Below are 16,502 nucleotides of genomic sequence, written 5' to 3'. Positions count from 1 at the left end.
CTAATAAACGGATGATTGCAGACGGTTAATCACAAATAACCACAGAAGTTTGATTGCAAACGGTTAATTTCAAATCAATAATTTCCACCGGCTCAGGCGGTGGTGTTGGCAAGCTGGAGGCTTTGACCTTGACCCTTTCCCCGATCGGCGACCGCTTTTATACGGCCGATGTGTTTACAACCCAAGCCTTTGGGGGCAATCCCCTGGCGGTGTTCCCGCAGGCCAGCGGCCTGAGCGAGGAACGAATGCAGGCGATCGCCCGAGAGCTGAACCTGTCGGAAACGGTGTTTGTTTTGCCGCCGGAAACGCCACAGGGGACTCGACGGCTGCGCATTTTTACGCCAGGGGGCGAAATTCCCTTTGCTGGCCACCCCACGGTGGGCACAGGCTATGTTTTGGCCAAAATTGGCGAAATTAGCCTCACGGGTGATGACACTCATTTGATTTTTGAGGAAGGGGTGGGGCCCGTGCCGGTGACGGTGCGATCGCGGGCGGGACAACCGATCGCCAGCGAGTTAACCGTGGCTCAATTGCCGGTGGTGGAACCCTGGCAGGGCGATCGCGTGGCCATGGCCCGGGTGATCGGGCTAACGGTGGCGGATTTAACCGTGCCGGGCTGGGAACCGGCCACGGCTTCCTGTGGCTTGCCCTTCACGGTGATTCCCCTGCGCGACTTGGCGGCCCTGAACCGGGCCCGCTTGCAGATGGGCCCCTGGGAAGAAACCTTTGGATCCACGGCAGCGCCCCAGTTGTATTTGGTGACGGGGTTAACGGGCGATCGCCCCCTGACAGTGCGGATGTTTGCTCCGGCCTTGGGCATTGCGGAGGATCCCGCCACTGGCTCGGCGGCAGCGGCCCTGGGGGGTTATTTGGTTCAGGGGCGATCGTTTCCCGACGGCGAACCGTCTTGGGCAATTGCCCAGGGGGCGGCGATTCAGCGGCCCAGCGAATTAACCGTGACGGTGCGAATCACCCAAGGGGAGGTCACCGAGGTGCGAGTGGGGGGCAGCTCGGTGCTGGTTTCGGAAGGGGTAATTTATCGTGCCTAATTCTGGCTGGCTTAATCTTGGCTGCCTAGTCCTGGCTGGCCTAGTCCTGGCTGGGCAAATAACCCAACCGATCGAGCGCGGCCAACACCTGTGCCGTGCAGTTCTCTAGGGAGTCCCGATCGGTACGGCATTCCACCTCCGGTTGCTCCGGCGCTTCGTAGGGATCATCAATGCCCGTGAAGCCTCGAATCAAGCCCGCCCGCGCCTTGGCATAGAGACCCTTCACGTCCCGCGATTCGCAAACCGCCAGGGGGGCGTTGACATAAACTTCCACAAACTGCCCAATCATCGATCGCACCTCTTGGCGAATAGCGCGATAGGGCGAGATGGCGGAGGCGACCACAAATACCCCATTCCGAGTCAGCAAATGAGCCACGAAGCCAATGCGCCGGATATTTTCATCGCGATCTTCTTTGCTGAACCCCAGGCCCTTGCTCAGGTGTTGCCGCACCAAGTCGCCATCCAGAATTTCCACACGCTGCCCCCGGGCCTTGAGGGCCTCGGCCACGGCCTGCCCGATCGTGGTTTTGCCCGCGCCACTCAACCCCGTTAACCAAATGGTTGCGCCGATCGTTGAAGCGGGGCTTGCCGTTGAAGATTCCATGCCAAACTGCTTTAAAAATGCGTCTCAATGCGTCAAAAATGCGTCTCGAAACAAAATTTTGCGCAATACAAAATTCTGCGAAACAAGAATCCCTAACAGAATTCCTAGAGAACAGACAGGACACCGCTGATTCCCGGCTCCCAGCTCAGCAACAGCCTGGCTAGGCCCTGGGGGCGGATCCACACAGCCACGCGGCAGCGGCCCGCCCTGATCGGGAAGATTACTCAGTAGTCGACGAATCCTGTGAATTAGTGGCCTCTTCGTCTGTGGGTTTCAGGTCGGGCACAAAGTCGGGCCGGTCTCTGCCTTCCCAGCCTGCCGGCCGCTTGGAGTTATACCAGGCGATCGACCCGATCGACACCGCCGCAATGAACCCCACAACATAGACCGCCACAAATGCCCAAGGAAAACCCTGGTTCACGCCGGGCAGTGCCAGCAACTGGGAGGTCACCAACGAGCCAAACAACGTCGGCAAGAAATGGCCAAACAACAGGGCGGTGTCCATAAGGATTACAAAAAGTTACAAACCACTATCCAAACACAACAATACCCTACGGGCTACCACCGCCGTCGCTGGTGGTGGGGGGTGCGACGGGGGGTGGGGGTGCGGCAGGTGGCGGGGGCGGCGCAGCGGGTGGCGGGGGCGCAACCGGTGGGGGTGGGGGCGCAACGGGTGCTGAACGAACCGGGGCCGCCGGTTCCGAAGATCCAGAGCGGGCTGGAGCTACCGCCGGACTTGGGGCGCTGGAGCGCGGGGAGCGGCGCTCACCCTCGCCACGGCTATTTTCGCCACGTCCCGATCGCGATTCACCGCTCCGGGGTTGAGGGGAACGCTCCGATGAACTGCCGCTTCGGGGTTCCTCTTCGCGCTCCTCCCGTTGACGACGGTTCAAATCTTCTTCGGAAGTGGCTTGGCCTTCCCGGGAGCCCCGATCGGCCCGTTTTTTGGGTCGGAAGCGACGGCCAGACAGGTTCGGCAGCTTGTCAAAGGTTTCCACCTTGAACCCCTTCACGGCCTCTTTCATGAAGTCGTTCCAAGTGGCGGCCGCCGCCGCACTGGCTCCATAGGTGGGTTGGTTATTGTCATTCCCCAACCAAACACCGGTCACCAATTGCGGAATGAAACCAATGAACCAAAGATCACGCGCCTTGTCCGATGTGCCGGTTTTACCCGCCACCGGGCGGCCTTCCAGGGCTGCGGGGGCCCCAGTCCCGTCATTCACCACCTGCTGCAACATCCAGTTGATGATCGCCGCATCGGTGGTGTTCAAGGCGACGACGGGGCTTGTCTTGTTTTCATAGATTACCTGACCTCGGCGATCGCGAATCCGCCGAATGCCGTAGGTGGGGAAATGTTTACCCTTGGCGGCCAACGTGCCATAGGCCGCCGTCAGCTCCAACAGATTTACCTCCGAAGCCCCCAGGGCCAGAGAGTAGGTGGGCTTTAATTCTGACTGAATGCCCATCTTGCGGGCCAGGTCAATCACGTTTTCCCGCCCCACATCCAGCATCACCTTCAGAGCGATGATGTTCACGGATTTGGTCAGGGCCGCAGTGGCCGACTGCCAACCGGAGAACTTACCGCTAAAGTTTTTGGGTTCGTATCCCCCAATGCGATAGGGTTCGTCCGCATAACCCGCATAGGGAGACATCCCCGCTTGGATGGCAGCGCTGTAGACGAAGGTTTTGAAGGTGGAGCCGGGTTGCCGTTTGGCTTGGGTGACGCGGTTGAATTGGTTGGCGGTGAAATTGGTGTCTCCGCTGCCCACCATGGCTCGAATTTCCCCGGTGCGCGGGTCGATCGCCACCAAAGCCCCTTGGGAAAATCGTTGATATCGACCGCGTTTTTGGACAGCCTCTTGCACCGCGCGGGTGGCGACTGTTTGCCAGTCGGGGCGGAGGGTGGTTTCAACGGTGAGGCCGCCGCGCTCAATCACTTCCGAAGGCAGGTGTTTGGGTAGCTCTTGCAGGATATAGGACGTGAAGTGCGGAGCTGTGACGATCAGGCGGCGCGGAATTTTTTGGTTGAGGGTAATTGGCTCATTTTGGGCTGCGTCCGCTTCAGCCGCGCTCAAGAAACCGGCTACCACCATTCGATCGAGCACGATGTTCCGTCGCTCTTTGGTAATTTCCGGGTTAACCAAGGGCGAAAAATAGCTCGGAGCGGGAGCCAAACAGGCCAGGGTTGCCATTTCCGCCAGGGTGAGGCGATCGAGGCTTTTGCCAAAATAAACCCAGGCCGCATCGGAAACTCCATAGGCTCCGGAGCCGAGATAAACCAAATTCAGGTAGCTTTCGGCGATTTGGTCTTTGGTGAGCGATCGCTCCATCTTGGCCGCCAACACCGCTTCTCGCAGTTTGCGGGTGGCGCTGCGCTCTTGGTTCAGGAAAACAATCCGTGCTAACTGTTGGGTGATGGTGCTGCCACCTTCGACCACCTCTCCCGCGAGCAGGTTTGTCCAGGAAGCCCGTAAGATCCCGATCGCATCAACCCCATCATGCTCATAAAACCGCCGATCTTCAGCGGCCATAAACGCCTGGAGCAGCTTTTTGGGAATTCGCCTCAGGGGCGTTTTTTCCCGGGTTGCGGGCCCCTGTTGCTGCAAAATTGTTCCATCGGCCGCAATGATCGTGACCGTGCCATCTCGCGAAAACGTGAAGACCTCTTGGGCAGAAGGCAGGGTATCTTCAAAGGCTTTGATGGAACGCCAGCCAGCCCAGCCAAGGGCAGTGCTGCCGCCTAAAAAACTGATCCCAATCAGGATTCCCCAATATTTACCAAAGGAGCGGGGACGGCCATCGGAGGGGTTGCGGGTCGATCGGGAGGGCCAACGCAGCCACCGGGGCCAGGGGAAGGCTGCCCGTTGTGGTGTGGCAACCGTTGGCGGCAGCGTTGGCAATGGATCAGCCGGAGTCGCTGTCGATCCCTCACCACCCTGGCTAGGGACTGGTGGTAAATCTGTAAATCCCGAATCTGATTGACTCACAGCTTTTCCTCGTTGCTGGCCCGTCGGTGCAGGAGGAGAGAATGCGGCCCGCCGGTTGGCAAATAACTTAACATGACCCCAAGGAAGTCTGAGGAAAAAAGTCGCTCAATGACTGATGAAGTCTAACTTTGGGCTGATTTAGAGTGTAGAAGCCATTGGGTAATATTTGCCTCCGTTGCTTGCCTCCGTTGCTTGCCTTTGTATAAATTGCAAAATCTGCATCGTGCCGATGAAACTTTGAATTCAGGGTGATCGCTTGGAACGGTCTTGTGCTAACCGATCGAATCGATCGCTTGGAACGATGTCGCGCTGATCAGTCCCAAGCAAATCCAGCGCAAATCCAAAGTAAATCCAAAGCCAAGAGGGCTAACGCGTGAGTAATCTAGGGGCTGAAATGCTGATAGCAAAAGAGGTTGAGGCGATGCAAGCCCAGTTCGATCGTGATGATCGTGGCTTTAAGCTAGATTGCTGACCAAGACTCATGAGGCTTACCCATGGGGCTTATTGATCATTCAACTTGATCGCTTATTAATAGGCCATTGCGGAACTCGCTCAAGGCAGATTCCACATTTGGCTCAATCTGGCTCAACATTTGGCTTAACGGAATCTGGCTCAACAGATTGAAACAGAAGATTGAAACAGACTGAAAACCTATTGAATCTGCTTAAATCTGCTACTTAAATCTGTCATTTGAATCCTCAATCAAAATTCAAAATCCAACTATGAGCCTTCCCTCCCACGTCACCGACTTAAGCAATCAAGATTATTTAGTGCTGGGCTTGGCCACTTGCTTTCTCAAGGAAGAGGGTGAGTTGCAGTCAGTCAGCCTCATTGAGCCGATTCCTTCAGCGGCCCTAGAAACGATTTTGCAAGGCATTCCCACCTCCTATCAGTGGGCGATCGCTCTGCCGATCGAAGCGGCCTTGGCTGCCAGTGCGGCGGGACAGTTGCCGGAAGGGTTCCCGCCCGAATCCCATTGGTGTGCTGATTTTGAACCACGGGCGATCGCGGCGGCTCGCACCTATCGCAGCCGACCCAGCGCCCAACAGCACATCCCGATCGGGCAACGGCGCACGGATTTGAATCACTCGGTCGATCGAAAGCGTGTTCTGAACGCCAACAGCATGGTGCGCCCCGAAGACAACGTGAAGCAACATGCCTACACCCATCAAGTGCTCTAGCCTTGGGGTTCAGCTAGCTGGTTGAGAGGGATTCAGAACTGCCGAGTCGGGATTGGATTGCCCAGCCCAGTCGGGACAAACTCACAGCTCTAGGGATGGGCATGGGCTTGCTGAAAATCCATCCGTAGCCGCTGCACTGTGGAAGTGCCAATATACAAATCACACCAACGGGCCATCTCCCACAACACGTGACCGATGGCTTCCTGGGACTCGTAAGCATGGTCTTCGTAGGGCAGCAGCACCAGCCGCGCCGTTCCTCCTAATCCGCGCATGGCATCATACATCCGTTCACTTTGAATGGGATAAGTACCAGGGTTGGAATCCCGCTGACCATGAATCAGGAGCAGGGGTTCATTAATGCGATCGGCAAAGGTGAAGGGAGACAGACGGGTATAGGTTTCTTGGGCTTGCCAGTAGGTGCGTTGTTCGCCCTGAAACCCAAAGGGGGTGAGGGTGCGGTTATAGGCTCCGCTACGGGCAATCCCGGCCTTGAAGAGATTGGTATGAGCCAGCAAGTTGGCCACGGTGAAGGCTCCGTAGGAATGGCCCCCCACTAACAATCGCTTGGGGTCGGCAATGCCGCGATCGACCACATAGTTCACCGCCGCTTCGGCTCCCGCGATCAGTTGCTCAATGTAGGTGTCATTGGGTTCTGCGCCGTTTTCACCCACGATCGGGAGGCTAGGATCGAGCAACACCCCATAGCCCAAGGCCAACAGAAACAGGGGTGAATCGGCTTCAGGGCGACTGAAGAAGTTGGCGGAGGTGGTGACCTGCCCGGCGGTGTTTCGATCGGCATATTCTTCGGGGTAAACCCAAAACACCATGGGCAAGGGCCCATCCCGATCGCGTTGGTAACCGGGAGGCAGATAGAGCGTGGCGGAGAGAGGAACACCATCAGCCCGCTGGTAATAGACAATTTCCTGCTGAATATCAGCCAAGGCGGGGATGGGATCGGCAAATTGGGTCAAGGGCTGGGCTGGGCTTTCGAAACTGGCTAAGTTCCGCAAAAAGTAATTGGGAGCCTCGCGCTGGGATTGCCGTTGGGTGAGCAGTTGCCCTTGACTGAGCAGGTCGATCGGGTATTCATAGTAAGGATCAGTGGCTTGCCACAGCCGCTCCATTTGATTGGTCACCAAGTTCCAGCGGTCTAAGAACGGATAGATGCCCTGAGGCGAGGCCCCCTGACCCACGAGGTAAAGGGATTGTTGATCGGTCGCCAACCGCAACACCTCAAGACCATAGGGCCCTTGAGCCATCAGAGGGTCGCCGGGGTCACGGTATCGATCCTGATAGTTACGATCGCCCCGCAGCACGGGGGCCGCGCCGGGGCGATCGGGAGCCACTTGCCACAGCCGCACTCGCCGTTCATCGAACCAAAATTCCTCAATCAGGGCCAGGTTGCCATTGCCCCACCAGGCATAGCGAAACCGAAATGAGGATTGCCAAAGCCGCTGAGGTGGCTGATCCAAGGCAGTGGCTTCCTGGACGTAGAGAGCATCCCGATCGGTTGCGGCCTGTCCTGAATTGCCCCCGTCCAGGGCTTCAACCCAATAGAGCGTGGCGGGGCGATCGGTTCGCCACCCAAATAACCGTTTACCCGGTCGCACAGCATCAAAACCGAGCGGTAAGTTATCCGCCAAGGGCAAGCGGGTCAAGATCTGCGATCGCCCTTGGTTTCGCCCTTGATTGAGGTGATGCAAGGCAATGCGACGGGGAAAACGATCAATCGGTACCTTATAGGAAAAAGGCGTTTCCACCGTTTCGACCAGCAAATGTTGACCGTTGGGTGACGGTGTAACGTGGTCGTACAAATCCGGGGGGAGCAGTAATGAGCGACGACCCTGTAGATCAATCCGCTCGATCGTGGCGCTTAGGTAATGCTTCAGGAGGGCCTCATCGTGGGGGCTGTTGAGCAGATTGGTGTAGGTGCGATTGGGCGATCGTTGTCCGTCATGATCCTCAATGATCGGCCCCTCAGGCGGCACTGGCATGGGTGGAGGCGCACCCCGATCGGTGGGAATGACCTTACAAACCAAGCCCTCTGTCCCCGGCAACCAATCGCAGGGCGGCCCGTAAGCCCCATTCAAGATTGGCCCCGTCAACATTCGGGAGCTAGCCGTTTCCAAATCAATGATCCACAATTCCAGCCCGCGATCGGTCGTTCGAGTTAGGGCCAGCGATCGGCCGTCCCGTGACCAGCGCAGATTACTGAGGCGACTGTTAGCCGGTAAAGATACCGCCTGCCGTTGTCTTGTACTTAGCTCAGTAATTGTTATGCCGCGATAGTAAGCATCCAGTGAGGGGCCGTTCGTTTGGGGATTAATGCGCAAACCGGCCAAGGGTAAAGCCGGAGCAGCCAGATCAACGAGGGCCGCCATCCCCACCGGTAACAGCTCGATCGTGTAGCGCCGGTTAGGGGAAACCATCACAATCGGCGTGGCCGGTGCTTTCAGCATTTGATCGATCGGTGGCGGTGCGGGTTGCCAACGGGCCGCCCCGGTCACCGACGGTAACTTCACCGATGGTTGTGCCAAAACCGATGATTCAACCCATCCCCAACCCATGACTGTGGCCAAACATCCCAGAACTGACCACCAGCGCGATCGATATCTGCTCGATCGATCTCCATCCACCACAGGCCTCACACTCCTGACCAATCAAAAACGGCAATCAAGCTAGCTTCACCAGTCGCATCAACGATGACCGCGTTCTTGTTTGCCCCTTAAAAACCAATGCTTCAATTAATACCTCAGACTGACTTCTCAGTCGGATCATGCTCAACACAAGCAAGATTTCAACTCAATTAACCAATACAAGACGATTCCATTTTTACGGTCAAGAATCCTCTTAAAGGCATTAATTTCGTTCTAGGTTTAATGACTTTAAGAGCCTAATCAACCCATCTTAGTCCTGATTACAGATCCTTTATAACCGATCCTAATTCCGTGACTAGAACCAATAGGACGCAATCAAAAGCATCATTTTTTACATAGACAAATTGGCATTTTTTAAATCAGAGATTAGGATTTCACCACAACCTAACCCTGATCAGCCATTGATTAATATCCCGAATTTGACATAGTAATGACTTACGGAAAGTACTGCGTCAAAAATAACGACTGCTGCCTACCTTCTGACACGGTTTAAGCGGGCGATCGTCCCTACACACCCAAAGAAAAACTCCCCAGACCCGGAATCCGAGTTGGGGAGGAAAGGCAGAGTCGAAACCCTGCCTTGAGAGTCAATCTGCCAAACCTTAGAAGATCACGATATCGCGACCGTAGGTCAGGTCGGTGACAGGTGCATTGCTCTTGAGCACTTGCGCGAACGGAATCGGCAGGTAATTGGTGTTCGTTCCTGCAAATGCAACACCAGTAATCGGGGTCGTTTGCGGCAAGATGAAGTACAGAGCAGTACCAACGGTGTTGAGGGCACCCGCTGCTGTACCAGAGTTCACCAGTACATTAGTACCGTTACCCGTAGTAACGTCGAGTAGAGAAGTGGTTCCGGCTACTGGCGTGGGGTTGTACAAGAACTGACTACCAAAGGCTTGCGCAGTATTTGCACCCGCTGTCGCTGCACGACCATACAAAATGCCAGTGTCACGTGCGTAGAACAGCAGAGAGGGATCGCCAACAATACCACCGACGTTAGTGCCGGTTACTGAGGCAACGGTCTTGAATACACTCGGGGCGTTGGCATTCGGGAAGTTAGTGCCTGACGTAAACAGGCGGCCTTCCAGGCGGATCTGGTCAACACCAGAGTCAAAGTCAGTGATCGTGTCAAACCCACTCAGGGCATAACCGTACCCTGACAAGGGAACTAAGGTGCCACCAGTCGTAAAGGATGAGCCAAAGATTGGCGTAACGCTTGTGCCGATACCACCACTTGTGCCGTACGAGATCGTCAGGCTTGCACCGAATGCAGGTGAGGTCAACCCTGTAGTGCCACTTGCGGGGAGGGTACCACCGCCAGCAAATGTGAAGGATGCACCAGCAAAGCTGGTTGGAACACCGATACTTGGGAAGGTGGTGAAGTACCGTACCTCGCGTGCAGCGGTTGGTGCCGTACCAGCACCGATCGTTCCAGAAACTTCCAGGGTGCTGTTATTGAAGGTGACCGAAGCCACATCGCTGATCTGAACGCCCTTGAACAGGAACACGTCAGCGCCTGCACCACCGGTCAACACGTCAGCGTTGCCCAGGCCTTCCAGGGTATCGTTACCAGCGCCACCGGTCAGGGTGTCGCGGTTCGGAGTACCAGTCAGGTACAAGCCAGTGCTGCCAGCAATGATCGTAAAGGGAGCGGTACCCGAGAGGATCGTGTCGCCTTCGCCGGGGTTGAAGCCGGAGATTGCGCCACCGGCCAACACGTTGAAGGTGTCGCGACCAGCACCACCCACCAGGGTGACGTTCGACCCTTGGGAAACCAGCGAATCATCACCAGCGCCACCTTGGATCGTGTTCGCACCAGCGCCGACCAGGGTGTCACCCAGGCTGCCGGCAATCAGCACGTTACCCGAACCCGTGATGGTGGGCAGGATTTGCAGGAAGTTCTTGCCACCGCCACCGGAAGCGGTCGAGAAGGCAGCACCACCGTCAAAGGTGATCGTGTCGTCGCCTTCGCCACCAGCCAGGGTGTTGTTAGCACCGGTGTTGCGGAGGATATCGTTACCCAGGTCGCCAGAGATGAAGGCACCCGAGCCGCTAGCGGTCAGTACGTCAGCACCCGAGCCGCCGTATACGGAGTCAGCGGCACCAGCCGTGATCGTATCGCTGCCTTGGTTACCGAACAGCAGAGTGCGGCCACCACCGGTGATCGCATCGTCGCCGTCGCCACCGTAGACCGTGGTTGCACCAGCAACGCCGGAACCGCTCAATACGATGCTATCGTTACCGCGATCGCCGTACAGCAGACCACCAACGGTCGAGGTCAGGGTGTCGTTGCCTTGGCCACCGTACAGGGTATCAGCCCGGTTGCCAGCTACCAGTGCGTCGTTGCCTTGGTTACCGAACAGAGCCGAAGGACCAACGGAGTTAGCAACCAGCGAGTCATCGCCTTCGCCACCGTACATGGTGTCGCCACCGCCAGCAGTTGACCCGCCGATGATGCCAGTGGAGGTGGACTCACCCACGATCGTGTCGTTGCCGCGATCGCCGTACAGCAGCGAGCCGCCGCGGCTGCGGATGATGTCGTTGCCTTGACCACCGTAGATGGTGTCAGCGCCACCTTGGCTGATCAGCGAGTCAGCGCCTTGGTTACCAAAAATTGCGTTACGACCGGCGGTGCTACTGACGAGCGAGTCAGCATCCCCCAGACCGATCAGGGTATCTACGCCAGACCCAATCAAAAAGTTGGGTAGGTTGTTGCCGAACTGAGTCACTTATTCCACTCCTCTGAAATTTGCTGTAGCTGTATGTCTGTGCTTGTACCAAACGATCGACAATTCAGCGTTGCATCCAGTGACAGGCAGCTTATGAGCTTTCTGTTGATCTGAGACTGCCAAAAAGACTCGTACAGCCAGCGCAAGTTTACCTTAGGTTGACTGATACTGTCTAGCTGAAGCCCTTGACGACTAGGCTCTCCAATGGGTTCCCCAAGATTCACAGGAAAATTGGGAGAGGCGGTGGAGATCGTGGCTCAGGTTATGGGGCATTGTACAGGGGTGGGATGATTTTGATGAAATTCGGGTCAGCATGGGCGTTAATCAACGGTTGCTCATTCACGATCGCCCCCGTTTGGTGACCCGCTTGGCCGAGTTGCCTCGGGAGCCGGGGGTTTATTTCATGAAGGATGATCGCGATCGCATCCTTTATATAGGCAAGTCCAAAAGCCTCCGATCGCGGGTTCGTTCTTACTTCCGGCCGTTTCAGGGTCAGTCCAACAAGCCGATCGGGGAGCAACTGCACAGTCCGCGCCTGGAACTGATGGTGCGGCAGGTGGCGGAGATTGAATTCATCGTTACCGATACGGAATCGGAAGCCCTGGCCTTGGAGGCCAACCTGATTCGGCAGCATCAACCCCACTTCAACACGCTGCTGAAGGATGACAAGAAATATCCCTATCTCTGCATTACTTGGTCGGAGGATTATCCTCGGCTGTTCATTACCCGCAAACGCAAGCTGAGCCAACCCGGCGATCGCTACTACGGCCCCTACACCGATGCGCAGGCCTTGCGGGAAACTTTGCGGCTGGTGAAGCGTTTGTTTCCCTTGCGGCAACGGCCAAAGCCCTTGTTTCGAGATCGCCCCTGCTTGAACTACGACATTGGCCGCTGCCCGGGTGTTTGTCAGGGTTTGATTACACCAGCGAATTACCGCCAAACGGTGCAGAAGGTGGCCATGGTGTTTCAGGGGCGATCGGGCGAGTTGATGGAGCAACTCCAGCAGCAGATGATTGCCGCAGCGGAGGAACTGAATTTTGAGCTAGCGGCTCAGTTGCGCGATCGACTGCGAGGCTTGGAACAGTTGGGGGCCGATCGCAAGGTGGAGCTGCCAAACGATCGGGTTTCTCGCGATGCGATCGCCCTGGCCACCAGTGATCGCCATGCTTGCATTCAACTGTTCCAAATTCGGGCCGGGCGGCTGGTGGGGCGGTTGGGTTTTGTGGCGGAAATTCCCGCACCGACCACCACGGCCCCCATAACATCCGAGTCCCGATCGCCCGTTGTCACCGAAGCGATCGCCCCAGCCGCGACCGAGGGTGCTGCCGAAACCGAATCCGCTATTCCGCCAGTTATGGCCCCAGCCATTGCCCCCAGCGTTTTGGGGCGAATTTTGCAACAGGCCCTCGAAGAGCACTACAGCACCGTGGAATCCGTTGAAATTCCGGCGGAGATTTTGGTGCAGTACGAATTGCCCGACGGGCCTTGGCTAGCGGACTGGCTGAGTGAGCGCCGGGGCCGCAAGGTGGCGATCGAAACCCCTCAACGGCAACTGAAAGCGGACTTGATTGCTCTGGTGGCCCGCAACGCGGACTACGAGTTAGCCCGCACCCAACGCAGCAGAGATCGAAACCAAGCCGCCCTCCAGGATCTGGCAGATCTCTTAGACTTGCCCGATTTGCCCCGTTGGATTGAGTGCTATGACATTTCCCACATCCAGGGATCCGATGCGGTGGCCTCGCGGGTGGTGTTTGTGGATGGCTTGCCTGCCAAGCAACATTACCGTCATTACAAAATTCGGAACCCCGAAATTGGCCCCGGCCACTCCGATGACTTCGCCAGCTTGGCGGAAACCATTCGGCGGCGATTCCGCGATCACCAACCCCGTAGCGCACCCAATGCGGCATTGAGTGTTTTGGGTGGACGTGAGCGTCAAACCCAAGACTGGCCAGATTTGGTTGTGATTGATGGGGGTAAGGGGCAACTGTCGGCGGTGGTTACCGTGTTGCGGGATCTGGATTTGTTGGATGAGCTGCGGGTGGTGAGCCTGGCCAAAAAACGCGAGGAAATCTTTTTGCCCGAAGAATCCCAGCCCCTACGCGCGGATCCAGAGCAGCCGGGGGTGCAGTTGGTGCGCCGTTTGCGGGACGAGGCTCACCGATTTGCGGTCAGTTTCCACCGCCAAAAACGCACGGAACGAATGCGGCGATCGCGCCTCGAAGAGATTCCCGGCTTGGGACACCATCGCCAAAAGCAATTGTTAGCCCACTTCCGCTCGATCGACTACATCCGCGAGGCTACACCCGCCCAGTTACAGGAAGTCCCCGGCGTTGGCCCCCGCTTGGCCCAACAAATTTATGAGTACTTTCATCCGACTGATTTGGCCAGCACTGATTTGACCAGCACTGACTTGGGCAGCACTGACTTGGGCAGCACTGATTTGACCGGCACAGTTTCGTGATTGCCGCCTTTAGCCGATCGCCCAGCAGCGGGCGCAACCTGGCTCCGGGGGCCCCGCTGGGGTTCATCAACAGAAAACCGGGTCGATCGCAACGTTTCAGCCCCTTGACTCCCTGAGCCAACAGCCCGATCGAGGAGCAACGGCTGGAACCATCACCGCCCGCCCCAGGTCGTAATCTCCGAACCTTTTCCCAGGCGTGCTGGGCCGCTCTCTTGACAAAATAGCCTTGGTAACGGGCAACGATCGGGGGTGCGCCCCATTTGGTAGTCCAGTTAGCCCCGTGTAACTTGCGATCGCGATTACCCTATTAGGGCGATCGCCGCCGCACCTCCACTCTCCTCCAATTAGCAGAATAGACCCGTGGCTCGAAACACGGGGCCGGCCCCGAGCCGGTTGTTAATGCTCGCTCTCTAGGAAGGTTTATGGTGCCCATGATGTACAGCCCTCATGTACTCGAACTCCAAGGTCGCTGCGACACCCACAGCAGCGCCGATCTGCGTCAACAATTTGAGCAACTGGCCCAGGAAGTTAGCGCTACGGAAACTTCTGCCCCGGTTTGGTTGCTGGATTTATCTCAGGTGAGTTCAATCGACAGTTCCGGTCTTTCGGCGTTCATTGCTGGTTTCAAATTGGCTCGACAGCAGGGTGGAGCGCTGCTCTTCTGTGCGCCCTCGGATCCGGTGCGGATGGTGTTTGAAATTGCTCAGCTCGATCGGGTGTTTCCCATCTACGAATCGCAAGCGGCGGCATTGGCTGCTTGGGAACAACAGACCCTGGAGCCGACTTTTAATCCCTTGGCGGCCTAGTGGAAACCGCTTGGGTTGGAATCCTGCCTGTTAGATGCCATGGAAGCAGTGTTTAAGGGGTTTCGGATTCAGGATTGGCAACCTCGCGATCGGGCGGCTGCCGCAACTGTGATCCGTACTGTGCTGACGGAGTATGGTCTGCCTTGGGAACCGACAGGGGCCGATCGAGATGTCCTGGCCGTGGAAGATTGTTATCTTGCGACCGGGGGAGAATTTTGGGTGATCTATCAAGGGTCGCAGCTCGTAGGCACTGGAGCCTACTACCCGATCGACCGAGGCGATCGCGCGGTTGAGATCCGAAAAATGTATCTGCTTCCATTGGCCCGTGGTCAGGGTTTGGGGCGCTGGCTGTTGCAACAACTGGAGCGAGCTGCGTCTAGGCGTGGCTTCCAGATTGCTTGGTTGGAAACCGCCAGCGTCCTTGCAACGGCCGTGCAATTGTATGAAACCAGCGGCTATCAATTAACCCAAGGGGTTGAAACGCCACGGTGCGATCGTCTCTACTGCAAACCGATCGCCCGTGGGCCCATTACCGCCCATCAACCAAGTGCCACAAACTCAAGTTCCACAAACCTATACACAAACTCATAAATCCATTAATTCATTGGCCGATTAGAGCCGGTGGTATGGTTATCGTTGGCTCCAATAGGCTTGGTTAATCCAGCACAATTGACCTAATTGATCGAATCAGATTGATCGGGTTGGGGATCGAAGATTCGCGAATGCTGAATCACAGACGATGAATCACGGATACTGAATCAGAGACGATGAATCACGGATACTGAATCGTCAATCGCACCCCAATTGTGCATACCCCAAACCATTGCCCAGGAGTCCATTCAACTAACTCAATCCCTTCAAACTGAATTTCCTATGCTCGCCCTCGACACCCTGCTGCAAGAGTTGAGCGCCCTCGCCAGTAGCTACAACAGCTTGGGGACCCGGCTTTCCCTGGCGGCCGGTGAGTTAACCAATTTGGGTACGCCACCCAGCGCCGGTCTGCTCCAGGAAGCTGCCCGCTATCAACAAGTTTTTGAAACCCTACGCGATCGCGCGATCGCCCTAGCCAAGGAAGCGGGTTTAACAGGGGGAGCCATTCCAGCCAACTTGGTTTCTGTGCGGGAACTGGAAGCCTTTATTCGCTCCTTGATGCCCATTGGATCGCCGGAAGCGGTTCAACAACAGGCGCTGGCCATGCTCGATCGCCTGCTGTCCATTCGCTACAGCGGCAGCAGCGATGCCCAAGGGGCCCTCGAAGATTGCCAAACTCAGGCGCGGCAGGTGCGTGGCCTGGTGGCCACCGCTGTGCCCACGAATTTGCCCCAGGTGGCCATCTCCCTGGTGAAGGGTAATCATCCCCTTTGTGCCCTTTTGACCCTGTTGGAAGAAGCCGATCGCCTAGATGACGATCGCTGGGTGCAACTGGAAGACACCGTGGCCCGCTCCTTTGGTCGATCGCTGGCCGTGGCCGCGTCCCGAGGCAAGCTGCAAGTGGGTGGTCAAGCGGCCCCCGCTCCCCGCGAAGCCCCCAGCACCCAAACGGTCGCGCCTTTGCAAGCCAATGATGTGATTTTTGGGGCCACGGCTTCGACGGTTGGCTCAGTGGCATTGGAAGTGATGGTACACATCGGCGGTATTGGCGATCGCACCTTCAGTGATCGGGAATTTGCTGGAACCATCGGCGAATCTCGCGCCATCGAAGGGATGCAAATTCGCTTTAAGCAACCGATTCCCGGTTTGGGCATCCGCTACATGGGTCACCTGCAAAGCACCGGTGACACGGCTTGGGTGGGTGAAGGGGAATACGTCGGATCCCGCCGCGAAAGTCGCCGCCTAGAAGGATTCACGATCGAGCTGACGGGCCCCGAAGCCGATCGCTATCAACTCTTCTATCAAGGACACTTTGCCCGCTATGGCAACTCCAATGTGCTGAAGGGTGGCGAGTTCTGCGGTTTGCGGGGTGATGGTTTGCAACTCGAAGCGCTGAAGGTTTGGATCGATCGCAAATAATCGCAAATAACATCCAGG

General features: G+C 56.8%; 11 protein-coding genes. 6 read left to right on the top strand and 5 right to left on the bottom strand.

From position 1 onward, the window contains the following. The first annotated feature begins 128 nt into the window (after positions 1-128). Positions 129-1,049, top strand: a complete 921-nt coding sequence (locus VPK24_RS10405; RefSeq protein WP_393012869.1) for a PhzF family phenazine biosynthesis protein — start codon at positions 129-131, stop codon at positions 1,047-1,049. A gap of 40 nt (positions 1,050-1,089) precedes the next feature. On the opposite strand, the gene cysC is transcribed toward VPK24_RS10405, so the two are convergent. From cysC to VPK24_RS10390, 3 genes are all read right to left on the bottom strand, one after another. Next, positions 1,090-1,653, bottom strand: coding sequence for an adenylyl-sulfate kinase (cysC, locus tag VPK24_RS10400; RefSeq protein WP_393012866.1), 564 nt, complete (start codon positions 1,651-1,653; stop codon positions 1,090-1,092). A 220-nt stretch (positions 1,654-1,873) separates the two neighbouring features. After that, positions 1,874-2,158, bottom strand: coding sequence for a photosystem II assembly protein Psb35 (psb35, locus tag VPK24_RS10395; protein WP_393012863.1), 285 nt, complete (start codon positions 2,156-2,158; stop codon positions 1,874-1,876). A 46-nt stretch (positions 2,159-2,204) separates the two neighbouring features. After that, a complete protein-coding gene (locus tag VPK24_RS10390; protein ID WP_393012860.1) occupies positions 2,205-4,640 on the bottom strand; it encodes a transglycosylase domain-containing protein in 2,436 nt (811 codons plus the stop codon). A 722-nt stretch (positions 4,641-5,362) separates the two neighbouring features. On the opposite strand from VPK24_RS10390, the gene VPK24_RS10385 reads away from it, so the two are divergent. Further along, on the top strand, positions 5,363-5,821 hold the full coding sequence (locus VPK24_RS10385; RefSeq protein WP_199291368.1) for a hypothetical protein: 459 nt from the start codon (positions 5,363-5,365) through the stop codon (positions 5,819-5,821). 89 nt (positions 5,822-5,910) lie between these two features. On the opposite strand, the gene VPK24_RS10380 is transcribed toward VPK24_RS10385, so the two are convergent. Then, the gene (locus tag VPK24_RS10380) at positions 5,911-8,460 is read right to left on the bottom strand and encodes a S9 family peptidase (RefSeq protein ID WP_393012856.1); all 2,550 of its coding nucleotides are present in this window, start codon (positions 8,458-8,460) and stop codon (positions 5,911-5,913) included. A 620-nt stretch (positions 8,461-9,080) separates the two neighbouring features. Beyond that, positions 9,081-11,207 carry a beta strand repeat-containing protein gene (locus tag VPK24_RS10375; RefSeq protein WP_393012853.1) on the bottom strand — a complete coding sequence of 709 codons (2,127 nt, stop codon included), beginning with the start codon at positions 11,205-11,207 and terminating at the stop codon, positions 9,081-9,083. A 313-nt stretch (positions 11,208-11,520) separates the two neighbouring features. On the opposite strand from VPK24_RS10375, the gene uvrC reads away from it, so the two are divergent. The 4 genes from uvrC (at position 11,521) to VPK24_RS10355 (ending at position 16,484) form a co-directional block, all read left to right on the top strand. After that, positions 11,521-13,668, top strand: a complete 2,148-nt coding sequence (gene uvrC / locus VPK24_RS10370) for an excinuclease ABC subunit UvrC (RefSeq protein ID WP_393012850.1) — start codon at positions 11,521-11,523, stop codon at positions 13,666-13,668. A gap of 422 nt (positions 13,669-14,090) precedes the next feature. Continuing rightward, positions 14,091-14,474, top strand: a complete 384-nt coding sequence (locus tag VPK24_RS10365; protein ID WP_393012847.1) for an STAS domain-containing protein — start codon at positions 14,091-14,093, stop codon at positions 14,472-14,474. Positions 14,475-14,513: 39 nt separating this feature from the next. Further along, positions 14,514-15,065: a GNAT family N-acetyltransferase gene (locus tag VPK24_RS10360; protein WP_393012845.1), complete on the top strand. Its 552-nt coding sequence runs from the start codon at positions 14,514-14,516 to the stop codon at positions 15,063-15,065. Positions 15,066-15,347: 282 nt separating this feature from the next. Next, positions 15,348-16,484: a hypothetical protein gene (locus tag VPK24_RS10355; protein ID WP_393012842.1), complete on the top strand. Its 1,137-nt coding sequence runs from the start codon at positions 15,348-15,350 to the stop codon at positions 16,482-16,484. Positions 16,485-16,502: the final 18 nt, after the last annotated feature.

Source organism: Limnothrix redekei LRLZ20PSL1 (assembly GCF_043235035.1).
Lineage (GTDB): Bacteria > Cyanobacteriota > Cyanobacteriia > CACIAM-69d > CACIAM-69d > CACIAM-69d.
Note: the sequence above shows the minus strand (reverse complement) of the source record. Positions and strands in the feature narration are given on the sequence as shown.

Coding starts and splice junctions, on each gene's coding strand:
- cysC (WP_393012866.1), bottom strand. CDS start 1,653: ATGGAATCTTCAACGGCAAGCCCCGCTTCAACGATCGGCGCAACCATT.
- psb35 (WP_393012863.1), bottom strand. CDS start 2,158: ATGGACACCGCCCTGTTGTTTGGCCATTTCTTGCCGACGTTGTTTGGC.
- VPK24_RS10385 (WP_199291368.1), top strand. CDS start 5,363: ATGAGCCTTCCCTCCCACGTCACCGACTTAAGCAATCAAGATTATTTA.
- uvrC (WP_393012850.1), top strand. CDS start 11,521: ATGGGCGTTAATCAACGGTTGCTCATTCACGATCGCCCCCGTTTGGTG.
- VPK24_RS10365 (WP_393012847.1), top strand. CDS start 14,091: ATGGTGCCCATGATGTACAGCCCTCATGTACTCGAACTCCAAGGTCGC.
- VPK24_RS10360 (WP_393012845.1), top strand. CDS start 14,514: ATGGAAGCAGTGTTTAAGGGGTTTCGGATTCAGGATTGGCAACCTCGC.
- VPK24_RS10355 (WP_393012842.1), top strand. CDS start 15,348: ATGCTCGCCCTCGACACCCTGCTGCAAGAGTTGAGCGCCCTCGCCAGT.